A 12,598-nucleotide genomic window follows, 5' to 3' on the forward strand; every position below is an offset into this window, starting at 1 on the left:
TTACTTGATATTCCTCTCAAGATTTTGCGATTCGTTGGCTGCTTGCGACTCAAGACTTTTCCTATTTCTAGCCTTCTCGCGCCTAAAATCAGCCTCGCGATTTTCCCACGCTTCATACGCTTCTACGATTCGCCCAACAAGCTCGGCCCTAACAACGTCTTGCGCATTTAAGTGAACAAACGCAATGCTTTTAACGTCTTTCAGCACGTTCTCAATCGAAGCTAATCCAGATTTTGGAACCGCTAAATCAACTTGCGTTCTATCTCCTGTAATCACCATTGTGGTGTTAAATCCAAGACGCGTCAAAAACATCTTAAGCTGCTGAACAGTAGCATTTTGCGCTTCGTCTAAAATAACAAAAGCATCATTAAGCGTGCGACCTCTCATGTATGCAAGCGGAGCCACTTCCACAACGTTCTCGTCCATGTATCGCTTAAGTTGCGGCGCTCCCAACATGTCGGAAAGCGCGTCGTAAAGCGGCCTTAAATATGGATCCACTTTGTCGTTTAGCGTTCCAGGCAAGAATCCAAGATTTTCCCCAGCTTCTACAGCAGGGCGCGTCAACACTATTCTTCGCACTCGCCCATCTTCTAAAGCTCTAACAGCCTTAGCAACCGCTAAATACGTTTTTCCAGTACCAGCAGGCCCAATTCCAAACGTTACAGTATTTGATTCCATTGCTTGAACATAAGCTGTTTGACCCGCTGTTTTTGCGCGAACAGGATTTCCACCCGCAAACGTTATAACACCTTTAGCCATTCGCGCTTTTCTGCTCATTGCACGCCTTTTAGCATCTTCACTAGATGGCATTAAATCGGCAGAACCGCGCGCAAAATCGCTTTCCATTGCGCCAGTTCCAAAGCCAGATTCAGCTCCAGTACCAAAAGACTTTAATCCGCTAAACGCTCCGCCTAAAACTCCGCCATTGTGCCCAATTCTATCGATTCGCACATTATGCTCGCTACCTTTAAGCACATCTCTTTCTAGCATGCGTTTTACAGCATAAGAATCAACAGGAGCTTCGTAAGCGCAATCAACTATTTTGCGCAACGCGTGTTCGGCTTTGCAAGCGTCTTCCTCACTTCTTGCGCTTCTAGATACGATTCTCACACAATCCGCGTGAACGGAAATATCTATGCTTGGAAAAGCCTTCTCCAACTCTCTTAAGTTTGAATCTGCTGCTCCCAAAACAGCAACTGGGCTTAATTCGCTTGGAATTTGAACAATACGCGTTGTACTATTTGCCACGATTTATAAACTACCTTCTTCAAGTTTTTCGCCTGTTAAAACATGAGCGTGAACATGGAACACGGTTTGACCAGCTCCCAAACCGGTGTTGAAAACAAGGCGATAATCGCCATTATAAAAGTCGTTTGCAATTTTTTGCGCAACACATGCAATATGAGCCAAAACATCAGAATCATTTTGAGCAAGATCTGCAACATTCTTGTAATGATTGCGCGGAACAATCAAAACATGCACCTTGGCTTGCGGATTAATATCTTTAAAAGCCACTACTTCATCGTCTTCATACACTTTGCTGCTTGGGATTTGCCCATCAATTATCTTGCAAAAAATGCAATCGTCGTCAGTTTTGTATGTTTTGCATGCTTTATCCATTATTTTGCCCACTTTTCAATAATTCTTATTGCAATTCTTGTTGCAATTCTTATTGCCGAACACCATTTACTATTTTACACAAAACACGCACAAAGCTTGCAAAGATTGCTTACTACTCATACCTGCCAAGTGCTCTAGAAAGCAACGATAAACATACTGGCCCTGCTGTAGATGCGCGTAAAATATTGCTTCCTAAAACGCAACTTTTAGCTCCAGCGTCTATAAAACTTTGCACTTCTTCTTCGCTAATTCCGCCTTCTGGCCCCACAACTACATAAACAGTGCGCGTTTTGCCATCTTTTAAGCATTTTTCCGTTAAGTCGTTTACGTAGTTTTCGATTTGACTAAAAGAATCCGTTGCGTCTTGATGCAAAACAACTACAAGGCTTCCATAAACGCATGCACGCCTACAAATCGCTAGAATCTGCTTGCTTGTAACTGGTTCTAAAAGCTGTGGAATCCACGCTCTGCGCGATTGCTCCGTTGCAGCCTCAAGCACTTGATTCCATCGCTTATCTGTGCGCCCTGGCTTCCATTTTGAAATCGACCTATTTGCGCACCAAGGAATTACTTCGTCTACACCAATTTGGGTAGCCATGTCTATTGCTTGCTCGTCGTGACCCGTTTTTGCGAGAGCCTGAATAAGCGTTAATCGGGTTGTTGGCGCTGGTTCTTTTATGAACGAATCTACTCTAACTAAGCCGTTTTCGCTGTCTGTAATCGTTGCGTGAATTCGCACTCCTTTGCCGTCCGAAAGGTCTAACGAATCGCCATCCGAAAGTCGCATTGCGCTTATTGCGTGCCTTTTAACGTGTTGAGGCAAGCTAAGAGTCCACCCTTCTTCAATCCCATTTGCAAGAACGGGCGCATCGTCTTTATTCGTATCCAGCAAAAACAAAGCATCTGTCATAATTTAAGCCTAACGTTAGGCGCAGCCAACATTTTTGCTACTTCTGTGATTCGCTCAAGTATTTCTGCTTCTGCATTTTCGCTCAAGTATTTCTGTGCAAGTATTATGGCAAACTAGAATTATATGAATTGGAGGTATGCGCAAATGGTTGACGATTTTAGACGCAACTTTGCGCATTCTAATAATCAAGATTGCACTACAAGCGATGAAGCTTTTGTGACTTTTCGCGTATCTCGTTTTACGCCAAATGACGGTGCTTGCGATTCGTCGGTTACTCGCGACTCCGCGGTTGCTGGCGATTCAGCCACCGATTCAGCACCAATCGCCTCCACTAACTCCCCTGGTTTAGTTAGAAGGCACAGAGAAAGCCCTTTTGCAAAAAAGCGCAAAAGTAGCCCATTTCCAACGCAAAATTCTGGCGATTTACCAGCTAAACCATTAAGCGGAAAACATTGGATTCAAGATTATACGATTCGCGCGCGCAAAAACGACACGATTTTAGACTGCTTGCTTAAAATTAAGCGCACAATAGACCCCACTTTGGCATTTAGATACTCTTGCGGTCACGGCGTTTGCGGATCGGATGCTGCAAACGTAAACGGCATGCCCACTTTACTTTGCACAGCCACAATCGCCCAAAACGCTAGGCAAAATACACAAACTCAAGGTGTTAGATCAAGCGGTTTTAGAAAAACTGGTAGCGTAAAGTCGCAAGCAACCGCAACACCAACACCAACACCAACAGCCGATGAAAATCACAATCTGCAAGTTCAATCTCAAGAGATATCTTCACTAATCCAAAATGGAAGCTTTGGCATTATTGAGGTTGCGCCACTTTCAGGCTTTCCTATTCAAAGAGACCTTATTTGCGACCTTTCCCCAATGATTGCACAGCTTAAAAGACTCGAGCCATATTTGCAAGCGCAAAATGTTCAAACAAGAAACAGCAGCGGAAAACTTGCGATTATTGAGTTTTTGCAGCACCCAGAGCAGCTTGCAAAGTTTGAGCTTTTAAGCAATTGCATAATGTGCGGCGTGTGTGAAGGAATTTGCCCAGTCTATGCAGGCGGAGAAGCGTTTATTGGACCTGCAGCACTTATAAATGCTGCGCGATTTATTAACGATTCTAGAGATAACGCCACTAATCGAAGATTAGACTTGGCGGATTCTAGCGACGGCATAAGCGCGTGCCAATCCGTGCGAGCATGCTCCAGGCAATGCCCACGCGGAATCGACGTTGGAGAAGAAATTTGGCAACTTACAACGCTTATAAATGAGCGAAAAATGAAGGAAAACTAGCCAAAACTAGCTAAGACTAATTAATAAACTTGTCTCCAGTTGCAATTCGCACAGCTTCTAGAGGATCGTCTGTAGTCGCAAGCAAACTAGGGTCAAAAGACGATATAAGTCCTCTTTCTTTAACTGTAGTTTCAATCCAATTCATAAGGCCTTTCCAATATTCACTGCCGAAAAGAACAACAGGAATTTTAGAAACCTTATGCGTTTGAACAAGCGTAAGCGACTCAAAAAGCTCGTCCATTGTGCCAAAACCGCCTGGGCACACAATAATTCCCGAAGAATATTTTAGGAACATTGTTTTGCGAACAAAAAAGTAACGAAATTGCATTCCAAGATTCACCCACTGATTTAGGCCCTGCTCGTGAGGCAATTCGATTCCTAACCCCACGCTTGTTCCGCCAGCTTCTGCCGCTCCGCGATTTGCCGCTTCCATAATTCCAGGACCTCCGCCCGTAATCACAGCAAAACCGCGTTTTACAAGCTCTTTGCCCATTATGCGAGCGCTACTGTATTCTGGATCGTCTGGCTTTATTCGTGCAGAACCAAACACGCTAACAGCTAATCCAAGTTTTGCTAAAGCGTCGAAACCATCAATAAATTCGGCTTGTATTCTAAGAACTCTCCAAGGGTCAAGTCCTTGCCACGCATGATTATCTTGCAAATCTCCGTTAGGCAAATCGTGTTGCAATAGCGTTTCCGTTGTGCTTTCCTTAGGAATCATTGGCCCGCGCATCATTACCGCACCGCTGTAATAAGTGTCTTTCCAAGGTGAGTTTTGTTCGCTTTGCGCGCGCAAGTCGCAAGCATTATCTGGATTATCAGATTTACCAGAATTATCTAAACTATCTAAATTACCTAAATTATCTAAATTATTATTAGAAACCATAAGTCACCTTTAGAACTTTCTAGTCACTTTCTAGTCGTCTTGTAATCGCGTTAAATAAACGCATTAAAGTCACTCTTCAATATCGTCTAATTCTTCTTCCATATGATTCGATTGCTTTGCAAGCATAAATCCCGAAACAGCAGCCGCAATAATAGACGCCACTAGTACTCCGAATCGTGCTTCACCCGAAAGATCCGCGTCGCTGTATGCAAGCGAAGCGATTAGCAAAGACACAGTAAAACCAATTCCGCACGCGCATGCTGTAGGCAAAAGGTCGCGAACGCGCAAATCGTCTGGAACGCGCAAGCCAATAACTTTCTTAGCAAACCAAGCAGTAATCATAATTCCAAGTGGCTTTCCAACAACTAGCGCAATCGTAATCGCAATTAGTATTGGAGACAAGAACAGCTGCCAAGTCAATGTTTCAAAATGAACTCCAGTTGCAAAAAGCGCAAAAACTGGCAGCGCAAACAAAGAAGACAAAGGCTGAATTTTCTGGCGATACCTTTCGGCTCTAAGCGACTTTTCGCCGTGAACAAGATGCGCAGGAGTTAGCAATCCAACCATTACGCCTGCAAGAGTTGGGTGAACGCCAGCTTGATACATCATAACCCACGCAAGCAAGCCAACAAGAGCCACAACAGGCCATGGAACTCGCTTTAATCGCACAAGCATAGTCCATACTAATCCGCATAAAACAACGCCTACAAACCAATACCATGCGTTAAGCGAAGAGAAGAACAATGCGATTAATGCGATTCCAAGAAGATCGTCTACTGTAGCCAGAGTCATTAAAAATGCGCGCAAGGCTTTAGGAAGCGTTTTAGCAAAAAGCGCAAGAACAGACAGCGAGAATGCTATATCTGTTGCCGTAGGAATAGCCCAGCCAGCGCGAACCATGTCTAAAGACGGAAGCGCTCCAGAAGTAAGTCGCATAATCTCTTGACCAGCGTGCAACTCCGAGAATATTGTAACAGTTCCCGCAAAAAGAATAGGAGGAACAACCATACCTCCAATCGCGCAAATCATTGGCATTGCTGCCGCGCGAGGGTCTCTAAGCGATCCTGCAATAAGCTCGTGTTTTAAGTCTAAACCAACTGTAAGAAAGAAAATAGTTAACAAGCCGTCTTGAACCCAGTGGCTAATCGACATGTGAATATTTGTGTACGGAATTCCTATTTGAGTGTGAGAAACAGCTTCAAAAATCGGAGACGTAAATGGCAAATTTGCAAGCATTAATCCAGCTAAAGCAAATCCGAGCATAATTAACCCAGATGTACGCTCATTATTGGCTATTTTGCATACTGTTTTCCAAGAGCGTCTTAGCATGATGTAAATCTTCCCTCCGATTTTCTATCTTTTATTTTCTATTTTCTATTTTTGACTTTTAGTTTTTAGTTTCGACTTTTTACTTTCGACTTTTGTTTAACAATTTACGGCATATAAATTTTATGCGATAAAGTTTATGCACCTAGGACTTATAAGTATATAGGATACGTATCGAAATATAACAAAAAACGCCACCTCGCTTAGAAGTGACGTTTCAAATTGTGGAGCTAGGGGGATTCGAACCCCCGACCCCCTCCATGCCATGGAGATGCGCTACCAGCTGCGCCATAGCCCCGTTTTTAATTGTGCGGCTCAAACGAACCTTTGATAGAATACAACAGATTTTGCTACCAACCAAACTCGGCGTGTCGTAAACTCCTCAATTTTTGTTGTAAAAATATGGATTTCTTGCCGCATAAAACTATTATTCGCCACCACCCGATGATTGTTGCGATCCAGATTCTCCCTGCTGTACAGAAGTACCACCATCTGCACCATTAGGTGAAGAATAAGAAGGAGATGAAGGAGACGAAGCCGATCCAGAATCTGTGTTTTGTGAAGAATCACCCTTAGATCCGCTAGATTTTGAGTCAGATCCAGAATTGTTTAATCCATCCGCACCCTTTGAATCACCACTATTCGAAGAGTTTTTATCATATAAAGAGTTTCCTTCATGATTATTCGCATCTTTTTTATCAGACGGTTTTTTATCCGAACCATTCTCATCATTCTTATTGTCTTCATTAGATTTAGAATAGTTGCCTGAATCTTGATTCTGATTTTGAATACGATTATTCTCACCATTTTCAGGAGTCTGATTTCCCCTATTAGTCTGATTGTTATTTTGCGCAGGATTCTGCGGTAAATTGTTTAAATTATCAGTACCTTTTCCTTGCGTAAACAACAGAACCATGCCAGCAGTAATAATCACCGCAGCAAGAGCGCTAAGAACAGCAACTAAAATAGTAAGTCGTTTGTACCTTGACTCATCATCCACGTATTTTTTCTGCTTTGCATAGTCATAATCACTATTGTTGCCTAATCTACGCTTTGCGTCGGTTAGCGTAAGCAGAGAATCCGAATCTCCTTCCGAAAGCGAATTATCTTCTTCTTTCATCTTTCTTAATGAAGACAATTCCATAATGCTTGTGTTATCAACGCTATTATCAGTATTTTGCCCAGAGGCAGTAGCCATAACTTTTCTAACTGTTTTTATTCTGCGAGGTTCGTTCGCTTCATGAACCTCATATTCTTCTGGCATATCATCCTCTAATGCAATAAATCGTGCATTATTTACAACTTTAGTGTCATCATCTGCATAATGGCTTGAAACTGATTTTAATGCAGAAGAAGACTGGATCTTTTTTGAAGACGCGTGAATAACATTTTGATAAAGTTGCGATGCTACAGCAGACACAATCGAACCTATTGCAACACCAATTACTGATCCTGCTATACCGATTTTTGACGATAGAAGGAATGCTGTAACAGCTGCTAAAGAACCAGCCAGCACTTGCGTAAACGATATTCCTTTGAAGAAGTTCTTCACAAGTACCACCTTACAAAATTATTATTTACTACTATTCAAATTGACAATTATTGACAACTATTTAAATTGACAACTATTTAAATTGTAGATGCTGCTGCAGATGCAACTTTAGACTCTGTTTCAGAAATTTTCTGCTTATTTTTGATTTTTATAAGCTCAATATGCTCTGCCAAACTTGCAAGCAGAATCGCAGCAAAAATCAATGCAAAGCCAATAAAAGCAACGCTTGTTACGCGCTCGTTGTATAGAATGCTAGAAAATAGCAATGTAAACAAGCATTCTGTGCACATAATCACGGAAGCGTTAGCTGTTGAAAGATAAATCAGAGTATAGTTTTGAATAATTTGCGCAAGAACAGTTACTATCACTATAAGATAGAACATGTTTGTAAACGTAATCCAATTATCTTCAGCATTAAAATTAGGCAAAGGCTCACTTATTGCAGCTCCGCACAAAAATAGAACTCCAGAAACACTAAACTGGCCGAATGTTAAAGCAACGGGATTGTATTGTCTAGAATAATACGCTAAGTATGTTAAGTTAAACGCAAAAACAGCCGCGCAAATAAGAGTTAAAACATCTCCGTGAGAAAGTGTAAGAACAAGAGATCCTGGCTTTAATGCAACGAATCCAACGCCCACAACGCATGTTAAAGCAGCAATAATTCCTAAAAGCGTTGGCTTTTTTCTAATAATCATCCAAGCTGAAAATGGCGCTATAACACAGTAGGCGGCTGTAAGAAAAGCACTTCTACCTGGGTCTATCCACCTTAATCCTTCTGTTTGAGTAACTAAAGATGCGTAGTATGTAACACCTGTTAAAAGCGAAGGAATTATCAGCTTTTTAGTAAAATTTTTGCGGATTGTTTTAAAGAAGACTGCGCCCATTATTATGCACGCTCCAAGCATGCGAACTCCCATAAGCCATTGAGGTGGGAATACCTCTAGAGCGTATTTAGATGAGACGTAGCTTCCGCCCCAAATTGCGGCGCATAAGAGCAACATGATTCGCGCGAAGTTTACGTTAATTCGATTGTTCTGTCTTGGTTGAACCGCGCTATTTATTTCACTCATGTCACTCCCCTCAATTTCTTGCAAATCACAAGTCTATAACATTAAATTTTTCTTTAAGGTAGCTAAATTGCCTTATAAACTTTATAGAATAGCCACAAAAACAAGAAAAGTACAACCTATCGGCGTTCCTTCGGAAAATTTCCTAATTGACAACTGAATTGGTTGTACACACTGCGACTTTACCTTAATATTTACGATTAATGATTGATGCGCGACGACCTGCCTTTTCGCTTAAAGCGTAGCGCGAAAAGGTAATTCGGAGCGCTGAGCTTGCTTAAGGTTGAAAGCACAGTGTGCTTTCAACGCAAGCGAAGACATGAGCGCGCTTAGACCGCGCGAACGGTATTCTCTGTTTACTATTGTGAGAGGGCTGGCTAATTCTTGTCTCACAACGCTCCGCCTATTACGTGTAGTCTAGAGTTGCGGTTGTTCCGTTTTGGCTTTTATTTTGTTTTTGGTTGAAGTTTGTTTGTAGTGGTTGATCATTTGTATTATTTGGTATCGGCTGCCGCTCTTATATTGTTCGACCAAGAATCACCCAGCCCTCTTACGTGCTTGAGCAATTGCGTATTGCTTAAACACCGAGATTCGAGATTTTTCTTGCGCGACGACCTGCCTTTTCGCTTAAAGCGTAGCGCGTTAGCGATTTTCCGCTTTTTGTACGTGATTTAGGTCAAATATGGTACAAAGTGCGGAAAATTACGTTTGCACTTTGTACAATTGGTGATTTATGTCACAAGTTTAGGCGTTTTTGCAAAAACTTGTCGAATTTTAAGCCTTTATATGCAGGATTGCGCGTAATCTTAGATGTGATTGAATCATAATCATATGATTGCGCGATTGAAAAAATAATCAGTTGAAGAAAGGACTCAACATGGCAACTCTTAGTGAAGATATGAAGACTTTTATTGAGAACAATTTGGCTTGGATTGCAACGATTAGCAAAGATGGCGAGCTTGATCTTGGACCAAAGATGTCAATGTTTGTTCTAGACGATAATCACCTTGCTTACCATGAGCGCACTGCAGGTCAGCATTTTAAGAACTTGCAAGATGGCAGCCAGTTGGTTGTAGCAGTTGCAAATTTGGCAGAAAAGAAGGGCTATCGCTTCCGCGGAACTGTTACGCTTCACACGGATGACGCGATTTACAATGAGCAAGTTCGCGTTGCCGAAGAAAAGGGCACAAAGAAGCCTGCTGCCGTTCCTGTTATGGAGATTAATGAGATTCAGGATTTGACTTCTGGAGCTAATGCTGGAAAGACAATTACTAAAGATTAGTCAAAATACTAATTTTTAGTAAAAATCTAACAAAACGCCGAATTTTTAGGTCTCTAATACGCGGAATACAATATCGAGTGGCGTTCGTCCTCAATGGCGAAGATGAACACCACTCAATTTTTATTTGATTAATTTTTATTTGATTATTTAATTGTCACTAATTTACTTGTTTTCTTTACGCAATGCTTGCAACCTAGCGTTCATTTCTTCCGCTTTCTTCTTCTCGAAGTAATAAATTATTGCAGCAATCGCAATCGGGAAAATAACAGTGAATACAATCCATCCGCAAATCACAGCTGGCCCATCTTTGAATGAAATCCACCCAACAATCACCGATACAATAAATTGAATAGCAATTGGTGGAACTAGCGCAAAAACGAATTTTGCGAGATTTGACATACGCTCATTCGACCAAAAAATAGCGAACACTCCATAGCCTATGCCTATAACAAACGATGCTACAGCATAAGATGCAATTCTGTTTCCAACTGCGCTATGCGCTAACAGGCTAGATACAAAACTGATTGCAGTAAAAATAGTGCACCCTATGCCAATGCCTTTGACAATGTTTTTTGCCATTGTTTTGCCTAAAGTTGTAACTTGCTTTTCCATAATAATCATTTCCTTTTTAAGTATTAAAAAATTAGTATTAAAATTTTTGATAGTTTTATATTTGACTACGCTTAAAACTACATTCCTAAGCGCTTTTTGAATCCTGCTAAGCATCTGCGACTAATCCACTCAACGCTTCCGTCGTCCATTTTTACGCTCATACTTCCGCCGAATCCTGGATCTACTCGAACAATGCGATTCAAGTTCACGATTGCGGATTTAGATATGCGCACAAACGACGCGAATTGCGGATTGTCAAAATCCATTAGGCGCTTGTAAGAAACGCACTCGCCTTTATCACTGTGGATGATTACGCGCGAATTTTCTACGCAAATCATAATCACATCTGGCTCGTGCATAACAATAATCGAATCGTTAATATAACCATATATAAATGAATTATTGTTGCTATTTTCCGCATTTACAGTATTATTTTCAGTGTTACTTGCTTTTGCATTTTTAGAATCAATGCCTTGCAAATTGGCTATAATGCGTTTAAGATTGTCGTCAATATTGTGAACTGACAATTGAGCGTGCTGCTCCTCTTCTGGCGGCACAATAGCAATCGTTACTTTCATCAAGCCTCCCTTCCGTATACTACCGTTAGCTTTTGCTAACTTTTCTTAGCTTTTGCTAGCTTTTTGTTTTGTAATTTTGACTATACGGCACTGTAAATAGTCTGTCTTTACAAAACCGCTAAACGGTAGTTTTTGGAACATAAGCGGCGAAAAATGAAAAGATTACACAGCTACTTAAGCCGCTCCCCAAATGCGAATAAGACGCTGACTTGTAGGGTCGGCTGCAGGGCCTTGATCGTAAGCATCCAAACGCCAATGGATTGAACCATCCGCGTTAAGACTTGGAATTAAACGCGCCCAACGACCGTTTCCCATTCCACCAATCGTCTTATAAGAAGGATCTACCTTGTCTAATCCAAGAAGCTTATGAACAGTTTGAGATAGGCAAGAGCCGTGCGAAAACACTAGCAAATCGCGATCCGAGCCAGTTTTGCGCGCCCAATCCTCAACAGCTTTCGCCGCGCGCTCGCCAACTTCTTGCTTAGTTTCTGCACCGTGGTTGAGTTCACCACCTTTGCCATCAACCCATGACTTAAAATCTTCAGGCCATTTTTCGTTAATTTGCTGGCGATTAAGGCCTTCCCACTCTCCAAAAAAGCGCTCGCGCACACCATTTTCAACGTGAACATTAAGCTCAATCTTATCTGCAAAAGCATGAGCTGTCTGTTGTGCGCGAATAAGCGGAGAAGCAATTGCAACAAAACTCGCGTCTGCTTCTTCTGGAGTAATGCGCACGTGCTCCTCGCTATTTGGATTCTTTGGGTCTTCTAAGTCGGAAGCTCCAAAAAGAACACGCAAAGCCTTACCAGAGCGAGTCACCTGGTCTATTCCAGACTCATCTAAAGCAATATCAATCATGCCTTGAAGTCTAAATTGTGCATTATAAGGCGTCTGGCCATGGCGAACAAGCATTACAGAACGCGCAATACCTTCGTGAGCGCTGTTTTTATTGGCATTATGCGCAATTTGCGTTGCGCTTTCAACAAAATCAACCATTATCTTGCGCTACCTTTCAGACTCTTGATCGCCATTTTGCGCATCATAGACATAATCGCCATCCGCATCGCTCTCATCATGCTCTGGAAGTTGCAAATCAATTGCAGGGCAATCATTCCACAAACGCTCAAGGCGATAAAACTCGCGCGCTTCCTCGTGCATAATATGAATCACAAAGTCGCCAAAATCAAGCAAAATCCACTGTGCTAGTTCTAAACCTTCTCGAGATAAAGCTTTACGCTTATTGTCTTTTAAGTACAAGTCTTTTTCGATTTCTTCGCTAACAGCTAAGACTTGACGCTCGTTAGATGCAGAAACAACCAGCATGGCGTCTGTAATTCCAAGCAGATTGCTAACGTCAAAAGCCTGGATATTAGTGGCTTTTAACCTATCAGCTGCAGCCGCAGCAATCCTAATCGCGTTAACAGAGCTTTCTAAAGCTGCCATTGTTTCTCCTTAACTATTGA

Annotated in this window: 13 protein-coding genes and 1 tRNA gene; 2 read left to right on the forward strand and 12 right to left on the reverse strand. The window is 41.8% G+C overall.

Annotated features, from left to right (window positions below; genetic code table 11):
* From HXT20_RS04200 to HXT20_RS04210, 3 genes are all read right to left on the reverse strand, one after another.
* On the reverse strand, positions 1 to 1,248 hold the full coding sequence (locus tag HXT20_RS04200) for a PhoH family protein (protein WP_064622875.1): 1,248 nt from the start codon (positions 1,246 to 1,248) through the stop codon (positions 1 to 3).
* A gap of 3 nt (positions 1,249 to 1,251) precedes the next feature.
* Positions 1,252 to 1,620, reverse strand: a complete 369-nt coding sequence (locus HXT20_RS04205; protein ID WP_004114864.1) for a histidine triad nucleotide-binding protein — start codon at positions 1,618 to 1,620, stop codon at positions 1,252 to 1,254.
* 112 nt (positions 1,621 to 1,732) lie between these two features.
* Positions 1,733 to 2,530, reverse strand: coding sequence for a 16S rRNA (uracil(1498)-N(3))-methyltransferase (locus tag HXT20_RS04210; RefSeq protein WP_004114863.1), 798 nt, complete (start codon positions 2,528 to 2,530; stop codon positions 1,733 to 1,735).
* 144 nt (positions 2,531 to 2,674) lie between these two features.
* On the opposite strand from HXT20_RS04210, the gene HXT20_RS04215 reads away from it, so the two are divergent.
* Positions 2,675 to 3,829 carry a succinate dehydrogenase/fumarate reductase iron-sulfur subunit gene (locus HXT20_RS04215; RefSeq protein WP_174190716.1) on the forward strand — a complete coding sequence of 385 codons (1,155 nt, stop codon included), beginning with the start codon at positions 2,675 to 2,677 and terminating at the stop codon, positions 3,827 to 3,829.
* A 16-nt stretch (positions 3,830 to 3,845) separates the two neighbouring features.
* Here the strand turns inward: HXT20_RS04215 and HXT20_RS04220 are convergent, their stop codons facing one another.
* From HXT20_RS04220 to HXT20_RS04240, 5 genes are all read right to left on the reverse strand, one after another.
* Positions 3,846 to 4,715: a TIGR00730 family Rossman fold protein gene (locus tag HXT20_RS04220; protein ID WP_415682341.1), complete on the reverse strand. Its 870-nt coding sequence runs from the start codon at positions 4,713 to 4,715 to the stop codon at positions 3,846 to 3,848.
* A gap of 69 nt (positions 4,716 to 4,784) precedes the next feature.
* Positions 4,785 to 6,044 (reverse strand): Na+/H+ antiporter NhaA, encoded by a 1,260-nt coding sequence (locus HXT20_RS04225; RefSeq protein WP_422114254.1) that lies wholly within the window; start codon positions 6,042 to 6,044, stop codon positions 4,785 to 4,787.
* Between the two features lie 222 nt (positions 6,045 to 6,266).
* A tRNA-Ala gene (locus HXT20_RS04230) sits at positions 6,267 to 6,339 on the reverse strand.
* Positions 6,340 to 6,468: 129 nt separating this feature from the next.
* Positions 6,469 to 7,593 carry a hypothetical protein gene (locus HXT20_RS04235; RefSeq protein ID WP_415682343.1) on the reverse strand — a complete coding sequence of 375 codons (1,125 nt, stop codon included), beginning with the start codon at positions 7,591 to 7,593 and terminating at the stop codon, positions 6,469 to 6,471.
* Between the two features lie 77 nt (positions 7,594 to 7,670).
* Positions 7,671 to 8,666: a DMT family transporter gene (locus tag HXT20_RS04240; RefSeq protein ID WP_004117654.1), complete on the reverse strand. Its 996-nt coding sequence runs from the start codon at positions 8,664 to 8,666 to the stop codon at positions 7,671 to 7,673.
* An 874-nt stretch (positions 8,667 to 9,540) separates the two neighbouring features.
* On the opposite strand from HXT20_RS04240, the gene HXT20_RS04245 reads away from it, so the two are divergent.
* Positions 9,541 to 9,945 carry a pyridoxamine 5'-phosphate oxidase family protein gene (locus tag HXT20_RS04245; protein ID WP_004113128.1) on the forward strand — a complete coding sequence of 135 codons (405 nt, stop codon included), beginning with the start codon at positions 9,541 to 9,543 and terminating at the stop codon, positions 9,943 to 9,945.
* 162 nt (positions 9,946 to 10,107) lie between these two features.
* On the opposite strand, the gene HXT20_RS04250 is transcribed toward HXT20_RS04245, so the two are convergent.
* The 4 genes from HXT20_RS04250 to rsfS all read right to left on the reverse strand — a co-directional run bounded on the left by HXT20_RS04250 (position 10,108) and on the right by rsfS (position 12,578).
* Positions 10,108 to 10,557, reverse strand: a complete 450-nt coding sequence (locus HXT20_RS04250; protein ID WP_004117652.1) for a DUF3021 family protein — start codon at positions 10,555 to 10,557, stop codon at positions 10,108 to 10,110.
* A gap of 77 nt (positions 10,558 to 10,634) precedes the next feature.
* Positions 10,635 to 11,135, reverse strand: a complete 501-nt coding sequence (locus HXT20_RS04255) for a LytTR family DNA-binding domain-containing protein (protein ID WP_004138033.1) — start codon at positions 11,133 to 11,135, stop codon at positions 10,635 to 10,637.
* A 174-nt stretch (positions 11,136 to 11,309) separates the two neighbouring features.
* A complete protein-coding gene (locus HXT20_RS04260; protein ID WP_009993488.1) occupies positions 11,310 to 12,131 on the reverse strand; it encodes a histidine phosphatase family protein in 822 nt (273 codons plus the stop codon).
* A 9-nt stretch (positions 12,132 to 12,140) separates the two neighbouring features.
* The gene (gene rsfS / locus HXT20_RS04265; RefSeq protein WP_009993484.1) at positions 12,141 to 12,578 is read right to left on the reverse strand and encodes a ribosome silencing factor; all 438 of its coding nucleotides are present in this window, start codon (positions 12,576 to 12,578) and stop codon (positions 12,141 to 12,143) included.
* Positions 12,579 to 12,598: the final 20 nt, after the last annotated feature.

Origin of the sequence: Gardnerella sp. DNF00109 (genome assembly GCF_049262845.1) — a bacterium.
Classification (GTDB): Bacteria; Actinomycetota; Actinomycetes; order Actinomycetales; family Bifidobacteriaceae; genus Bifidobacterium; species Bifidobacterium vaginale.